This is a genomic window from Streptomyces marinisediminis (assembly GCF_026262575.1).
Taxonomy (GTDB): Bacteria; Actinomycetota; Actinomycetes; order Streptomycetales; family Streptomycetaceae; genus Streptomyces; species Streptomyces marinisediminis.
In genome coordinates, this window is the sequence record NZ_JAPKFL010000028.1 from 34,950 (window position 1) to 49,044 (window position 14,095).

Sequence of the window (14,095 nt, forward strand, 5' to 3'; positions counted from 1 at the left end):
CGGGCGTCGCGGCCAGGGCCCGCCGCCCGGCCGCCGACGCGCACCGCGGGGCCCGCGAGGTGTACACCTCGCGGGCCCCGCGCCGTAGGCGCGCGGTCACATGACTGTTCCGTCACGAAACGTCACGCAGCGCCCCCGGAAGGTGGCGCGGAGTCAGCCCGTGTGGCAGGGTGCCGTGTCGCGCGCTCGGTCGTGGGGGAGGGAACACCGTGGCGGACAGCAGACCGGTTTTCGAACGCAACGTGGCGGTACGCGCCGTCCACGCGGTGATGCAGCCGGACTACCCGTCACCGGGCGGGCGGCCGCGCCCGCTGATCGTCTTCGAGGGCCCGCACGGCAGTGGGAAGACCGTCCTGCTCGACGTGCTCGCCGAGAAGCTCGCCCCGCACATCCCGCACGGCCGCGCGGACCTGGGCGACCAGCTCCACGAGGACCTGCCCGTCACCCTCTCCGGCCTGGCCGCCGGCCTGGCCAGCCACCGCCCCCGGTACGGCAGGCTCCGTTTCCCCCGGCTGCTCATCGGCCTGCTGGTCATCCAGCAGGACTTCGCCCACCTCGACTTCGAGCAGGCCCGGCAGGACGTGGTGCAGTTGCTCGGGCAGCGCCGGCACGGAAGCTGGCCCCAGCGCTTCCTCCAGGACATCGCGGGCAGCCCGCTGGAGCTGGGCCTGTCCGCCGGCGTCGTCTCCGCCACCGTGCAGGTGCCCCTCCAGGGGCTCGGCTCCCTGCTCGGCTTCACCTTCCCCGACCGGGCGCGGCACTGGTACGGGCACCGCGACCGCGGCCTGACCGACCAGGCCGTCGACACCCTGGTCACCCTCGGCCGCAGCGCGCACGAGCTCCGCGGCGAGGAACCGGGCACCGAGCGTCACTTTGCCGCCCGCGCCCAGGTGGACGGCTTGCTGTGCGAGGCGTTCCTGGCCGACCTGCGCGACGCCCCCCGGCGCGTGCACGCCCTCCAGACGCCCGTGCTCCTGCTGGACAACGCCGACACCGCCGCCGGACGCGCCTTCCTGCGCCGCCTGCTCCACGCCCGGCCCCCGGCGGACGGCTCGCACGCCCCCGAGCCGCTGACGGTCGTCGTCACCGCGCGCGACGCGCTGCCGGAGCTGGCCGACGCGCCCACCGCGCCCCTGGAACACGTGCTGGAGCAGCCCGCCTCCCCCGCCGCACCGGCCGAGGGGGGGCCGCTCGCCCTGCGCTACCGCCTGCCCGACCTCACGCGCGGTGACATCCACACCCTGCTGACCGGCCCGGCCGGCCGCGGCGACGCCCGGCTGGCGCGGCTGGTGCACACCTACACCGGCGGCCACCCGGAGGCCGCGGGGCTGCTGGCCCGGCAGGCCGCCCGGCACCCCGAGGCCCGCGGCGGGGTGGCCGGGCTCCTGGAGTGCCCCGCCCCCGGCACCGACGGGGTGGCGGACGACCCGGCGGAGCCGGCCGAGGAGTGGCTGCTGCGCCGGCTGCTCGCGGCCGACGCCCCGGTGGCCGAGGGGCTGCGGTGGGAGAACCAGGTGGCCGCGTTCGCCGCCGGGGCCGCCGCCCGCCGCGAGGTGGACGGGCTGTGGCTGAGCCACCAGGAGGACCTGGTGGACCCGGCCTGGGCCGGCGAGGTGCGCCGCGCCCGGCTGTGGGACGCCGCGGCCGGCGGGTCCGGCACCGCCGTGCTGCGCCGCCTGCTGCTGCGCCGGCTCGCCGCGCGTCCGGCGGGCTCGGCCGTCTCCTGGCACGCGGTGCACACCAGGCTCTCCGCGTACTGCCGCGACCACGAGGACCACACGGGCGCGCTGTTCTACCGGCTCGCCCTGGACGAGCTGACGCCGGTGGCCCAGGAGCTGGCCCGGCTCCTGCCCCAGATGCCCGGCCGGGACTGGCTGGAGGTGCTGCGCGCGGTCGCGGAGGCGCCCTGCGGCAGCCCGCGACGGCAGGCGATGGACCCCTACGCGCACTTCAGCCACCTCGTGCGGGACCTGCCCGAGCCCACGGCGGACGACGCCGGAGGCCACGTCGCCCGGCTGCTGGCGGCACTGCGCGTCGTCGGCGACCCGGCGGGCGGCGTCGAGCGGGGGTTCCTGCACACCCAGATCTCCCACACCCTGACCGCGCTCGCCCTGCACTCCCCCGACGGCCTCGTGGCCCTCCACGAAGCGGCCGACGAACACGAGCGGCAGGCCCGGTGGTGGATGTGACGCGGCCGCGCCCGGCGCCGAGCGGGCCGGCGGCGACGGGGGAGGCGGCGTCCGCCGCGGTGCGGGCGCCCGCACACGGCACCGACCAAGCCCGGGAGGGCAGATGACCGGTTCCCCGGTGGACCACACGGACTTCTCACCCCCGAAGCGCACGGTGACCCGGCTGCTGGTGGTGGCCGGGGTGCTGGCCCTGCTCGCCGGGGGCATCGCGGCGCTGGTGTGGCTGCCGCCCCGGCTGGCGTGCGACGGGCCGGGGTCGGGGGTCGTCGAGCGGGGCGGCGAGTGCATCGGCGTCACCGACGGCAGCCCGGCGTTCGTGCCCGGCGGGCCGGACCTGCACGCCCAGTTCCGCGCCATCCAGCAGCGCATCAAGGTGGAGAACGACCGGGTGGCCGAGGAGGAGAGCTCCGCCGTGAAGGTGGCGCTGCTCAGCACGCTGACCCCGCACGCCGACAGCCCGCAGAGCCCGGCCCAGATACTCCACTCCCTGCAAGGGGCCCACGTCGCCCAGATGCGCGCCAACCACACCCGGGAACTGGGCGACCCGGCCCCGCAGATCCAGCTCCACCTGGCCAACGCCGGCAGCGGACACGAGCGCTGGGAGCCGGTCGTGCAGGAGCTGATCGACATGACGCACGGGGAGACACCGCTCGTGGCCGTCGCGGGCCTGGGCCCCAGCGTGGCGGGCACCCGCGCCGCCGCCGAGCGGCTGTCCGAGGCCGACATCCCGATGATCGCCTCCGTGGCCAGCGCCTCGGGGCTGCGCCACGCGCACATCCCGGGACTGGTGCGCGTCACCCCGAGCAACCGGGACTTCGTCGCCGCGCTGCACGCCTACGTCGGGGCCCGCGACGACCTGCGCACCGCCCTGCTCGTGCACGACGAGAGCCCGCCCGACCTGCACGTGAAGTCCCTGACCGACAGCTTCGAGCGGACCTTCGCACAGGAGCTGTCCGGCCGCGCCCCGCAGCCGTTCCAGGGCACCACCGTCTCCTCCGACGTGCCCTACAGCTTCTTCGACCCGGTGGTGCGCAACCTCTGCGGCGCCGAGGCCGACATGGTGCTCTTCTCCGGGCGCACCACCGACCTGCACCACTTCCTGGACGCCCTGCACGTGCGCACCTGCCTGTCCGACCCGGTGTCGGTGCTGTTCGTGGAGACCGGGCCGGTGATCCCCGAGGAGGAGGTCGCCAGGCTGCGCGAGCACCACATCACGGTGGTGCACGCGTCCGCCAGCGACCCGGCGTGGACCGGCGAGGACGGCCCGGCCGCGGGCGCGCCCGCGGGGTACGCGGCGTTCGAGGCGGCCTTCCGCACGCGGCTGCCCGCGGTCGAGGACGTGCCGACCGCCCTCGCGGACGGGTACGCCGTGGCCCACCACGACGCGGTGCTGACCGCGGTGCGCGCCGTCCGGCTGACCTACTCGGGCGAGGAGGGGCAGCGGCCGAGCGCCGCGCAGACCGCCCGCGCGCTGTTCCTGCTGAACGAGGACAACACGGTGGACGCGGCCAGCGGCACCCTGTCCTTCAGCACCTCCCGGGGCGGGGACCCGGGCGGCAAGCCCGTGCCGGTCCTGGAGATCCCCGACCGGGACACGGGCCACCGGCGCTACGACACCCCGAAGCTGTGACACCGCGCCGTTCCGCGCCGCGGCCCCCGTGGCGGGGCGCGGAACGGCCCGCGGCCCGCTCCGTGCCTGCGGCCCGCTCGATGCCTGCGGCCCGCTCGATGCCTGCGGCCCGTTCAGTGCTTGCGGCCCGACCTCCCGCGGCGGATGTCGTGCTCGTGGATGAGGGCCTTCGCGTGGCCGTAGGCGAGGTGGTGCTCCCCGCGCAACCAGTTGACCTTGTCCTCGAAGCGGAAGAACGACGGGCCTTCGTCGACGGTGCGCATCCAGTCGCAGACCTCGCGGCCGGTGCACTCGGGGATGCGGGAGAGGAGGTTCTGGTGGGTCTCATCAGAGATGGCGTGGGACATCGGCGCCTCCGGACGCGTTCGCTGAGCCCTTCGTGACACCGTGCCCGAGCCCGCCGCCCTTGGCAACAGGCCCTCCGGCCACCCCCGGGGGGCACCCGGAGCATAGGCTTGCGCCGTGCGCGATGTGATGCCCCTGGTGACCGCCGTCGACGCGCTGGCCGACCGCCTGCGCGCCCTTCCGCAGAGCACCCTGCGCCGGGGCGCGGCGGCCGGGGCGCTGGCGCTGGCCCGGGAGCTGGCCGACCGGGCGCAGCGGCTGGAGGAGCCCGACCGCGGGCCCCGCGAGCTGCCGGACGCGGGGATGTTCGCCGTCGGTGACCAGCTCGCCGTCGCCGGACACGACCTCGCCGAAGCCCTGCGCACCGCCGGCACCGACGCGGACCTGGCCGGCGCCGTCCGCCGGGTGACGGCCACCGCCCGCGCCCTGCCCTGACCGCGCGGGCCGCCTCAGGGCAGGAACAGGCCGCGCTCGGTGGCGCGGGTGTCGAACTCCTCCAGCCGGGCCTGCGCGTCCGGCAGCTCGTCGCACATCGCCTCCAGCAGCACCCGCCCCAGCAGCATCGGCGCGCACGCCGTGTCGAAGACCAGGCCGGTGCCGACGGCGGCGGGCAGCAGGATGTCCTCGGGGCGGGCGACGGGGGCGAAGGCGCTGTCCGCGACCGTGACGACGCGCAGCCCGGCCCCGCGCGCCAGGTCCAGCGCGTCCAGCACCTCGCGGGGGTGCCGGGGCAGCGCGAAGCACAGCAGCGCCCCCGCCCCGGCGCGGACGGCGCCGTCCAGGCGGTCGGCGAGCAGGGAGCCGCCCTCGTCCAGCAGGCGCACGTCCGGGTGCACCTTGGCGGCGAAGTAGGCGAATCCGCGCGCCTGCGCGGCGGCGGCCCGCAGGCCCAGCACCGGGAGCGGACGGGAGGCGGCCAGCACCCGGGCGGCCTCGGCGACGGGTGCCGGGTCGGCGAGCTGCGCGGCCAGCAGGCGCAGGTTGTCGACCTCGGCCGCCACCGCCTGCTGGTAGGCGTTGGCGGCGCGCTCGCCCGCGTCCCCGGCGTCGGCGCCCGCCTCGGCGGGGGCTTCGCGCAGGTGCCGGCGCAGGGCCGGGTACCCGTCGAACCCCAGGGCGACGGCGAACCGGGTGACCGAGGGCTGGCTGACCCCGGCCAGCTCGGCCAGCTCCACGCTGGACAGGAACGGCGCGTCGTCCGCCCGCCGCACCAGGCAGTGGGCGATGCGCCGCTGCGTCGGCGTGAGCCGGTGCCCCTCGAACAGCTTCTGCAGCCGCGCCGCCGCACCGCTCATGGCGTCCACCCGCCCTCTCCTCAGCACTTTCAGCAGCCACCGACTCTGCATGACCCTATGCACACGGGCAAGTGGGGGGTTGTCCCCCGTGCCCGGGGCCGCCGCGCGGCCCTACCGTCCTGCCATGAGCCCCGATCCCGAAATCCGGCGTGAACTCGACGCGACCCTGCGGACCCGTGAGGACCTCGGCCCCGAGTACGACGACGCCCTGGTCGACGCGTTCCTGGAGAAGCTCGACCGCCGGCTCGACGAGGTGGTGGACACCCGCGTCCGCCGCAGCCTGGCCGAGCAGCAGGTGGCCGCCGCCCGCGAGGCCCGCTCCGACACGTCGGGGCGCCGCTTCGGCCGACCCTGGGACGGCCCGCCCAACGCCGGGTCCGTGCTGGCCCTCGCGCTCATCTCGCTGGGCCTGGCCATTCCGCTCATCGGCGTCGCCACCCAGGTGGGCACCGCCGCCGTGCTGATCACGTGGCTGGGCATCGTGGGCGTCAACGCGGTGTACGCCCACGCCCACCTCCTGGGCCGTCGCACCGGCGGCTGACCGCGGACGGGCCCCGGCCGGGCGGGCGGCACCGCGCGGGGACCGCCGCGCCCCGGCGCCGGTCCCCGCGTCCCACGCGGCCCGGGTCGGGACCGGCCGCGCACCGTCGGCCACGAACCCCGGGAGCCGCTCCGCGGTCCGCTCCGCCGACGCACACCACCCTGCCCGTCCCGTGTCACCTCACCGTTTCCCGCCCGTGACCACCGATCGACAGCCGGGCCGGCGACGCACGCGCGGGCGGGACGACGCGACGCGGGCGGCGCGGGCGGCGTGGGTGAGGCGGGCCGGGGCCCCCGCCGGCCGCCTACTGGCCGCGGGCGAGGAAGGCCAGCAGGTCCTGGCGGCTGACGACGCCGGTGGGCTTGCCGTCGACGAGGACGATGGCCGCGTCGGCCCCCTCCAGGACGGCCATCAGGTCACCGACCGGCTCCCCGGAGCCCACGTGCGGCAGCGGGTCGCTCATGTGCTTCTCCAGCGGGTCCCCGAGCGCCGCGCGCTGGGTGAACAGCGCGTCCAGCAGCTCGCGTTCGACGACGGAGCCGACGACCTCGGCGGCCATCACGTCCGGGTGCCCCGCACCGGGCTTGACGATCGGCATCTGCGAGACGCCGTACTCGCGCAGCACCTCGATCGCCTCGCCGACGCTCTCCTCGGGGTGCATGTGCACCAGCGAGGGCATCGCGCCCTCCTTGTACCGCAGCACGTCACCGACCCGTACGGCGGTGGGCTCGGACTCGTCCAGGAAGCCGTAGTCGGCCATCCAGTCGTCGTTGAAGATCTTCGACAGGTAGCCGCGCCCGCCGTCGGGCAGGAGGACCACCACGACGTCCTCCGGCGTCAGCCGCTCGGCCACCTCCAGCGCCGCGACGACCGCCATCCCGCAGGAGCCGCCCACCAGCAGGCCCTCCTCTTTGGCCAGGCGGCGCGTCATCTGGAAGGAGTCCTTGTCCGAGACGGCGATGATCTCGTCGGCGATCTCCCGGTCGTAGGCGCTGGGCCAGAAGTCCTCACCCACGCCCTCGACCAGGTAGGGCCGCCCGGAGCCCCCGGAGTACACCGAGCCCTCGGGGTCGGCGCCGACCACGCGGACCCGGCCCTCGGAGATCTCCTTCAGGTAGCGCCCGGTGCCCGAGATCGTGCCGCCGGTGCCGATGCCCGTCACGAAGTGGGTGATGCGGCCCTCGGTCTGCCGCCACAGCTCCGGGCCGGTCGTCTCGTAGTGCGAGCGCGGGTTGTTCGCGTTGCTGTACTGGTCCGGCTTCCACGCCCCGGGCGTCTCGCGCACCAGGCGGTCGGAGACGTTGTAGTAGGAGTCCGGGTGGCCGGGGTCGACGGCCGTGGGGCAGACGACGACCTCCGCCCCGTAGGCCCGCAGCACGTTGATCTTGTCCGTGGACACCTTGTCCGGGCACACGAAGATGCAGCGGTACCCCTTCTGCTGCGCGACGATCGCCAGGCCCACGCCGGTGTTGCCCGAGGTGGGCTCGACGATCACCCCGCCGGGGCGCAGCTCGCCGGACCGCTCGGCCGCCTCGATCATGCGCACGGCGATGCGGTCCTTCACCGAGCCGCCGGGGTTGAAGTACTCCACCTTCGCCAGGACGGTGGCGCCGGTCGGGGAGGTGACGTTGTTCAGCTTGAGCAGCGGGGTGTTGCCGACAAGCTCGATCATCGACTCGTGATACTGCACTGTGGTCTCCGCGTCTGAAGGGGTGGCCGCGGTCGCGGTCCCACCCAGCAGCCTATTGCGCGACCCGGCCGACCGGGGGCGTTGCGCGGTGTTGCGCGAGCGACCACGGTGGGCAACACCCCTGTAAGACGCGGGTGCGGCCCCGAGCGGGGCCGGGCGGGGCCGGGCACCGCCCGGGGCGTCGTCGAGCGGGCCGAGACGGAAGGCGGGCGGCGCATGTCGAGGGTGAGGGTGGCGCGACGCGTCGCGGCGGCCGCGGCGTACGGCGGCAGCGGGATCGGGCTGCTCAGCGGGGCGGCGATCGGGCTGGTGGTGGCCGAGGCACGGTTCACCCGGCGCCGGGTCGGCCGCTCCGAGGAGCTGCCGCCGCGCGCGGACGGGCTGTACGGGGCCGCCTTCGCGCTCCGGGACGGGCCGCCGCTGCGGCTGGCGTTCCTCGGCGACTCCACCGCGGCCGGACAAGGGGTGCACCGCGCCCGGCTCACGCCCGGGGCGCTCGTCGCCTCCGGGCTCGCCGCCGTGGCCGAGCGTCCGGTGCGGCTGCGCAACGCCGGCCTGCCCGGCGCCTGCTCCGACGACCTGGACCGCCAGGTGACGCTGCTGCTCCGGCACCCGGACGGGGTGCCGGACGTCTCCGTGGTCATCATCGGGGCCAACGACGTCACCGAGCGCGTCCCGCTCACCCACTCGGTGCGGCACCTGGCGGACGCGGTGACGCGGCTGTGCTCGGCGGGCAGCGAGGTCGTCGTCGGGACCTGCCCCGACCTGGGCACCGTCGAACCGATGGGGCAGCCGCTGCGCTGGCTGGCCCGGCGCCTGAGCCGCCAGCTCGCCGCGGCGCAGACGATCGCCGTGGTGGAGCGGGGCGGTCGCACGGTGTCCCTGGGCGACCTGCTGGGCCCGGAGTTCGCGGCCAACCCCCAGGAGCTGTTCGGCCCCGACCGCTACCACCCCTCGGCCGAGGGCTACGCGACCGCCGCGATGGCCGTGCTGCCCACCGTGTGCGGGGCGCTCGACCTGTGGCCGCGCGAGCGCCCGGACGCCGCCCGCCGCGAGGGCCTGCTCCCGGTCGCCCACGCGGCCGCCCGCGCGGCGTCCGAAGGCGGCACCGAGGTCACCGCGACGCGCGGTCCGTGGGCCCTCATCCGCCGCCGCCGACGCCGCCGCCTGCCCGCCGAAGACCCCGCCCCGGCCGCCCCGCCCCCGGCAACCGTCACGGACCCCACGCCCACCGACCACCCCTGACCCCCACCCGGCGCCCCACCCCGGAACTCCGCACTCCCCCCGCGAAGTTCGCCTGTCAGTGCGAGTGCCTACGGTGGAACCCATGTCCCTGCCGACCCATCTCCTCGGCCCGGTGCGCCCCGCCCCGGCCGACGTCAACGCCCGCATCCGCGACCTCATGGAACAGCCCGCCGACGCCCGGCGCGCCGAGGAGTACGTCCGCCTCCTCGCCCTGTGGTCCGAGGCCACCGCCGCCCCCGAGTGGGCCGCCGCCGCCTGACCCGCGCCGGCGCCGCGCGCCCCGCCGACGGCACACGCCCGGCGCGGGCGGCGGCCGGCCGCCCGGCGGACCCGCCGCGCCGGCCGACAGCGCGCGGCCGACGACCCGGCGCTGTGGGAGCACCGGGGCGGGTGAGGCGCCCGCGCGTCGCACGGCTCCGGTGGACGGGGCCCCCGGCCGGACACGCGGCGACACGGCCCGGCCGGGAGTCGTCAGGCGGACGCGGCGTCGCGCCGGGCGTGATGGGCGTGCACCAGCGCCTCCAGGCGCCGGACGCAGGGCTCACAGCAGAGGAACGGCGCGTCGCCCTGGTCCTGGCTCTGCACGGGACCGAGCCACAGCACGGGCACCTTTTCCGCGTCACAGCGCCAGCACACTCCGATGGTCCACTCGCGGGGCCGCATCCACGCCTACCGACGGCCGGTACCGGCGCACCGGGCGCCGAGCAGCCCCGGCACCAGCAGTACGTGGAGAAACTGGGCAGTCCGGTCGCTCACGCCGCCCCGCCTCCCGGCGATGAGGCGATCAGTTCGGCCCACACCCGCTTTCCCCAGGGGAGGGGGTCGGTGCCCCAGTTCGCCGCCACCGCGTCGACGAGGACGAGGCCACGGCCCCGGGGATCATCGGTCCCCGATTGTCGCGTCGTCGGCCGTGCCGGGGACTTGTCGACGACACCGATGCGCACGCGCGACGCCCCCAGGCGCGTCACCTTCACGCGGATGACGTGCCCCCGCGCGTGCGTGACGGCGTTCGCCACCAGTTCCGAGACGACAAGCTCCGAGTCTGGTACCAGCGGTTCGAGGCGCCATACGGACAAGGCGTCACGGACGAGCCTTCGTGCCGACCGCGCGGACTGGCCCGCCCTGGGGAGCGTCTCGCTGTAAGCCGGACAACCGGTGGTGGAAGGCCGGGTGGAGGGCCTGACGTGCGGCGGTACATATGGGCGCGCCACGGCAGGGGTCGGCTGCTCGGACAAGGTCAACCTGCTTCTTGCCGACTCGGGCCCGTCCCACCGGCGGCAGGCGGGCCAGCGGGAAGCGGCTCGCTGGGGGCCGAACGCCGCCGGTCCTCGCCCGCCCTCCTCTCGCACCGCCTCCCGGGGCCACCCGTGGGGGCCGGACGCCCGTCCGCCGGAGTGGATCGCCGACCCCCGGCCGGAGGCGGGAAGCCGCTCGCCGTGCTGACCACGATGGTGATCACCTTCGGAACTCCTCTCTGTCGCTCACGTACGAGCCAACTCCTGCGGGCCCTGCGCCGCCGGACGTTCGCGCGGACTTCACGCCGGACTTTCCGTGGAACCAGTACTTCGGGAAGCGACGCATTCGCTACCGTCAGCGATATGCCGGAGTCGTGTAGGGGATCGGCCGAACCAACGTGCTTCGAGCAGGCATGTGCCGCACACGGCTGGGCGCGCCCCGGGGACTTCCTGCGCGCATTCGACGCGACAGCGGTTCTGCTGGGCGAGGACGTGACGCTCACGGACCGCCAGTTCCGCCGCTGGCGGCAGCCGCGTCCGCCCGCGCCCCGCGCGCGGGCGTGGCGGGTTCTCCACGCCATGTTCGGCCTGGACCCGGGCGCACTCGGATTTCCCGGGCCTCCGCCGGGTGTCATCGTGGACCGGAGCCGTCCTGCGGGAGAGAGGAGCAGCGCAGTGGACCGCCGTGCGTTCCTGGCCGAGTCGTTCGGAGTCGCGGCAGGCGTGGGCCTGCCCCACGTGTCGTCCCCGCCCGCCCCGTCGGGCGCTGTCGGCACGCCGCACCTGGTGGGGCTGCGGGACCAGCTCCTCTCCCTCTACCAGCTCGATGACGCTTACGGTGGAGGCGACGTGCGGTCGCTGGCCGTGCGCCACCTCCGCCGCGTCCGCCGCGTCGTCAACACAGGCACCTACCAGGAAGCGATCGGCCGGCAGCTCCAGCTCCTCGCCGGGGAAGCGGCCGAACACTGCGCATGGCTGCACTACGACGCGGACGACCAGGACACCGCGCGGCGCTACTGGGGTGAGGCTCTGACCACCGCGACGATGCTGCGCGACTCCGGTCTGACCATCCTCGCCCTCGCCTCGCTCTCGATGCAGGCCAACCACGAAGGCCGTCCACGCGACGGTCTCGACCTCGCCCGCGCCGCCCAGGAGCGCGCCGCCCGGCACGGGTCCCCCGTCCTGCGGTCCCTCATCGCCGCCCGGGAAGCCCGCGCCCTGTCCCTCATGGCGGACAAGCGCGCTGCGTCCCGGCGGCTGGCCGACGCCCTGCGGCTCCTCGAACGACCCGACCGGGGGCAGCCACCACCGCAGTGGGCCGCCTTCCACGGCGCCGCGGAGTTGGACTACGCGCAGGGGCTCTTCTACACGGAGCTCGGCCGCCACGGCGCCGCGGCGCGGTTCCTCCGCGCCGCCCTCGCGCACCAGGACCGGACGTACGGCAGGAACAGGGCTCTGTACCGGCTCACGCTCTCCCGCAGTCTCGTCGCGGCGGGCGAGGTGGACGAGGGCGCCGCAAGTGCCGTGGCAAGCCTGGAGCACATCGAAGAGGTGGAGTCCGGCCGGGTGCTGCGCCGGCTCGCCGAAGTGGCCGACCTCCTCGGGGCCGTCGACGCGGCGGCCGCCCGGGAGGCCGCCGCGGAGTTGGGCGAGTACGCGCGGGTCAAGGGGGTCGCGTGATGCCCGGTGGCGAGGTGACGTACGAGCTGTACGCGGAGCGGGACGCCGCGCTCCCGCAGCTCGCGGTGTTCCTTCCGGCCTACGCGGAGGTGTACGCGGAGGCCCCCTACTGCGAAGGGCCCGGGGACGTGGCCGAGTTCGCCGACCACTACCGCCGGCACACCCTGCGGGCCGGGATGCGGCTCGTGCTGGCCCGCCAGGGCGCGGAGGTCGTCGGGTTCGCGTACGGCTACCCGCTGCCGTCGGAGACGCGCTGGTGGGCGAACGTGCGGGAGCCGCTCGCGGAGGACTTCGTCCGGGAGGACGGTTCCCGCACGTGGGCGATGCTGGAACTGGCCGTGCGCAGACCCTGGCGCCGCCGTGGTGTCGCCGCCCGTATGCACGGCCGTCTGCTCCAGGGCTCCGGCGCCGAGCGGGCGACGCTCACCGTGCGGCCGGAGCCGGAGGCGGTGGCCGCACGGGTCGCGTACGGGAGGTGGGGGTACCGCCGGGTGGGCATGGCCCGTCCGGGCCCGGGCGCTCCGCTGTACGAGGCGATGGTCCTCGACCTCGACTGACACCGCTCGCGGCCGGAGCGGCCAGGGGGGGGAGGGCGGCGCCCTCGGCGCGCGGCGACCGTCGCTCGCTCCTCGTCGACAGCGAACGCGACCGCGCGCACGAACTCCGTTCTACGCGGGTAGACCCCCGCCCCGGCGCCGCTTGCCGGGGCGGGGGTCTCAGCGGGCGGGAGCCTGGTCTCGTACCTCGACGTGGCGGCGCGCCCCGCCGCGCAGCCGGTTCAGGCGGTCCTCGCACGCGGCGGCCGCCACGGCGGCCGGTCCGTCGGCGTCCGTGCGCGGCACGGTGTTCCCAAGGGCTCGGAGGAGGGCCGCGAGGTCCTGTCGTATCCGCAGGTCAGCACAGGGGCAGGGGTAGTGCCCGGAGCCGGACTCGAACCGGCACGGCCCACGAGGCCAACGAGGTTTAAGCTCGTCGTGTCTGCATTCCACCATCCGGGCACCGGCTCCCCGGCCGGAGTGTGCTGCCGCTGGCGGCGTCCGGCCCGTTCCCAAGGTGCGGAACGAGGGTAACCGGATCTGTGCATCCAACGTCGCGTTCCGTGAGCGATGTTGTCTTAATTTATTGCCGGTTGATCGACCGTCAGGCCGAGGCGCGCACGGTGCGGCGATCCGGGGGCATATGCCAGCGACCAGGAATGTCGCAAACTCGCCCCCGGCTCCGGCGGCCGCTCCGGGTCGGCGGTGCGGGGGCCGTCGGGGGCGCGGTCATCCCCAGGTAGGACGCCCGGGAGCGGCGCCTACCCCGGAAGGGCACCCCAAGACGGGCAGTACGGCGGACCCGGACGGACGCGCCGGGGCCCACGATGGAAAGGACCGTTTCACCCGTCCGACAGGAGCCCTTCCCCGTGACCACCAGCACCCACTTCGGCGCCCCCGCGACCGCCCCGGCGGGCGACGCCGCCGCCAGCGCCACAGGTCTGTCCAAGGTCTACGGTGCCGGGGAGACCCAGGTGGTCGCGCTCGACCAGGTCTCCGTGGAGTTCCGGCGCGGCGAGTTCACGGCCATCATGGGGCCCTCCGGCTCCGGCAAGTCCACCCTGATGCACTGCATGGCCGGCCTGGACACCGTCAGCGGCGGGTCCGCGCGCATCGGCGACACCGAGCTGACCACGCTCAAGGAGAAGAAGCTCACCCAACTGCGCCGCGACAAGATCGGCTTCATCTTCCAGGCCTTCAACCTGCTGCCCACCCTGAACGCGCTGGAGAACATCACCCTTCCGCTGGACATAGCGGGCCGCAAGGCGGACCGGGCCTGGCTGGACCGGGTGGTGGAGACCGTCGGCCTGTCCGGACGGCTCAAGCACCGCCCGAGCGAGCTCTCCGGCGGCCAGCAGCAGCGCGTGGCCGTCGCCCGCGCGCTGGCCTCCCAGCCCGAGATCATCTTCGGTGACGAGCCCACCGGCAACCTCGACTCGCGCTCCGGCGCCGAGGTGCTGGGCTTCCTGCGCAACTCCGTGCGGGAGCTGAACCAGACCGTCGTCATCGTGACGCACGACCCGGTCGCCGCCTCCTACGCGGACCGCGTGGTCTTCCTCGCCGACGGGCGCATCGTCGACGACATGACCGCCCCCACCGCCGAGAAGGTGCTGGAGCGGATGAAGGGGTTCGACGCCAAGGGGCGCACGAGCTGACGCCCACGCGCCTCCCGGGCGCACCGCGCGCCGCACCCGTCCCGAGCCACTCCG

Annotated in this window: 15 protein-coding genes and 1 tRNA gene; 9 read left to right on the plus strand and 7 right to left on the minus strand. The window is 75.4% G+C overall.

Translation table 11 applies throughout. The annotated features are described in order from the left end of the window. Nucleotides 1-209 precede the first annotated feature (209 nt). Nucleotides 210-2,189 (plus strand): amino acid adenylation domain-containing protein, encoded by a 1,980-nt coding sequence (locus OSB71_RS20300; protein WP_265950042.1) that lies wholly within the window; start codon nt 210-212, stop codon nt 2,187-2,189. A 103-nt stretch (nt 2,190-2,292) separates the two neighbouring features. Beyond that, on the plus strand, nt 2,293-3,819 hold the full coding sequence (locus OSB71_RS20305) for an ABC transporter substrate-binding protein (RefSeq protein WP_265950044.1): 1,527 nt from the start codon (nt 2,293-2,295) through the stop codon (nt 3,817-3,819). Nucleotides 3,820-3,932: 113 nt separating this feature from the next. Here the strand turns inward: OSB71_RS20305 and OSB71_RS20310 are convergent, their stop codons facing one another. Then, entirely contained in the window at nt 3,933-4,166 is a 234-nt protein-coding gene (locus OSB71_RS20310) for a DUF4287 domain-containing protein (protein WP_265950046.1), read from the minus strand. A 115-nt stretch (nt 4,167-4,281) separates the two neighbouring features. Here OSB71_RS20310 and OSB71_RS20315 point away from each other — a divergent pair, with 115 nt between their 5' ends. Then, a complete protein-coding gene (locus OSB71_RS20315; protein ID WP_265950047.1) occupies nt 4,282-4,599 on the plus strand; it encodes a hypothetical protein in 318 nt (105 codons plus the stop codon). Nucleotides 4,600-4,613: 14 nt separating this feature from the next. On the opposite strand, the gene OSB71_RS20320 is transcribed toward OSB71_RS20315, so the two are convergent. Next, nucleotides 4,614-5,459, minus strand: a complete 846-nt coding sequence (locus OSB71_RS20320) for a MurR/RpiR family transcriptional regulator (protein WP_265950098.1) — start codon at nt 5,457-5,459, stop codon at nt 4,614-4,616. Nucleotides 5,460-5,583: 124 nt separating this feature from the next. On the opposite strand from OSB71_RS20320, the gene OSB71_RS20325 reads away from it, so the two are divergent. Beyond that, nucleotides 5,584-6,000 (plus strand): hypothetical protein, encoded by a 417-nt coding sequence (locus tag OSB71_RS20325; protein WP_265950049.1) that lies wholly within the window; start codon nt 5,584-5,586, stop codon nt 5,998-6,000. A gap of 304 nt (nt 6,001-6,304) precedes the next feature. Here OSB71_RS20325 and OSB71_RS20330 read toward each other — a convergent pair whose 3' ends face one another. Then, complete coding sequence (locus OSB71_RS20330) at nt 6,305-7,690, minus strand: cystathionine beta-synthase (protein ID WP_265950051.1); 1,386 nt, start codon at nt 7,688-7,690, stop codon at nt 6,305-6,307. 216 nt (nt 7,691-7,906) lie between these two features. On the opposite strand from OSB71_RS20330, the gene OSB71_RS20335 reads away from it, so the two are divergent. Next, a complete protein-coding gene (locus OSB71_RS20335) occupies nt 7,907-8,935 on the plus strand; it encodes an SGNH/GDSL hydrolase family protein (protein WP_265950052.1) in 1,029 nt (342 codons plus the stop codon). Nucleotides 8,936-9,017: 82 nt separating this feature from the next. After that, nucleotides 9,018-9,194, plus strand: a complete 177-nt coding sequence (locus OSB71_RS20340; protein WP_265950054.1) for a hypothetical protein — start codon at nt 9,018-9,020, stop codon at nt 9,192-9,194. A gap of 212 nt (nt 9,195-9,406) precedes the next feature. Here the strand turns inward: OSB71_RS20340 and OSB71_RS20345 are convergent, their stop codons facing one another. Together OSB71_RS20345 and OSB71_RS20350 are read right to left on the minus strand one after the other, a co-directional pair. Then, nucleotides 9,407-9,538, minus strand: coding sequence for a hypothetical protein (locus tag OSB71_RS20345; RefSeq protein WP_416237300.1), 132 nt, complete (start codon nt 9,536-9,538; stop codon nt 9,407-9,409). Between the two features lie 149 nt (nt 9,539-9,687). Then, nucleotides 9,688-10,284 carry an ATP-binding protein gene (locus OSB71_RS20350; RefSeq protein ID WP_323055322.1) on the minus strand — a complete coding sequence of 199 codons (597 nt, stop codon included), beginning with the start codon at nt 10,282-10,284 and terminating at the stop codon, nt 9,688-9,690. 249 nt (nt 10,285-10,533) lie between these two features. On the opposite strand from OSB71_RS20350, the gene OSB71_RS20355 reads away from it, so the two are divergent. Both OSB71_RS20355 and OSB71_RS20360 read left to right on the plus strand, forming a co-directional pair. Next, entirely contained in the window at nt 10,534-11,850 is a 1,317-nt protein-coding gene (locus tag OSB71_RS20355; RefSeq protein WP_502362184.1) for an NsdA family TPR-like regulatory protein, read from the plus strand. Continuing rightward, nucleotides 11,850-12,407, plus strand: coding sequence for a GNAT family N-acetyltransferase (locus OSB71_RS20360; RefSeq protein WP_265950059.1), 558 nt, complete (start codon nt 11,850-11,852; stop codon nt 12,405-12,407). Before OSB71_RS20355 ends, OSB71_RS20360 begins: the two co-directional genes overlap by 1 nt. Before the next feature lie 159 nt (nt 12,408-12,566). Here OSB71_RS20360 and OSB71_RS20365 read toward each other — a convergent pair whose 3' ends face one another. Next, nucleotides 12,567-12,692: a hypothetical protein gene (locus OSB71_RS20365; protein ID WP_265950061.1), complete on the minus strand. Its 126-nt coding sequence runs from the start codon at nt 12,690-12,692 to the stop codon at nt 12,567-12,569. Nucleotides 12,693-12,765: 73 nt separating this feature from the next. Next, a tRNA-Leu gene (locus tag OSB71_RS20370) sits at nt 12,766-12,848 on the minus strand. Nucleotides 12,849-13,213: 365 nt separating this feature from the next. On the opposite strand from OSB71_RS20370, the gene OSB71_RS20375 reads away from it, so the two are divergent. Continuing rightward, the gene (locus OSB71_RS20375) at nt 13,214-14,041 is read left to right on the plus strand and encodes an ABC transporter ATP-binding protein (RefSeq protein ID WP_416237301.1); all 828 of its coding nucleotides are present in this window, start codon (nt 13,214-13,216) and stop codon (nt 14,039-14,041) included. The last annotated feature ends 54 nt before the right edge of the window (nt 14,042-14,095 follow it).

Bases quoted from the DNA above. Each gene is read 5' to 3' on its own strand.
- OSB71_RS20375 (WP_416237301.1), top strand. From the start codon at position 13,214: ATGGAAAGGACCGTTTCACCCGTCCGACAGGAGCCCTTCCCCGTGACC.
- OSB71_RS20360 (WP_265950059.1), top strand. From the start codon at position 11,850: ATGCCCGGTGGCGAGGTGACGTACGAGCTGTACGCGGAGCGGGACGCC.
- OSB71_RS20325 (WP_265950049.1), top strand. From the start codon at position 5,584: ATGAGCCCCGATCCCGAAATCCGGCGTGAACTCGACGCGACCCTGCGG.
- OSB71_RS20335 (WP_265950052.1), top strand. From the start codon at position 7,907: ATGTCGAGGGTGAGGGTGGCGCGACGCGTCGCGGCGGCCGCGGCGTAC.
- OSB71_RS20340 (WP_265950054.1), top strand. From the start codon at position 9,018: ATGTCCCTGCCGACCCATCTCCTCGGCCCGGTGCGCCCCGCCCCGGCC.
- OSB71_RS20320 (WP_265950098.1), bottom strand. From the start codon at position 5,459: ATGAGCGGTGCGGCGGCGCGGCTGCAGAAGCTGTTCGAGGGGCACCGG.
- OSB71_RS20305 (WP_265950044.1), top strand. From the start codon at position 2,293: ATGACCGGTTCCCCGGTGGACCACACGGACTTCTCACCCCCGAAGCGC.
- OSB71_RS20310 (WP_265950046.1), bottom strand. From the start codon at position 4,166: ATGTCCCACGCCATCTCTGATGAGACCCACCAGAACCTCCTCTCCCGC.
- OSB71_RS20355 (WP_502362184.1), top strand. From the start codon at position 10,534: ATGCCGGAGTCGTGTAGGGGATCGGCCGAACCAACGTGCTTCGAGCAG.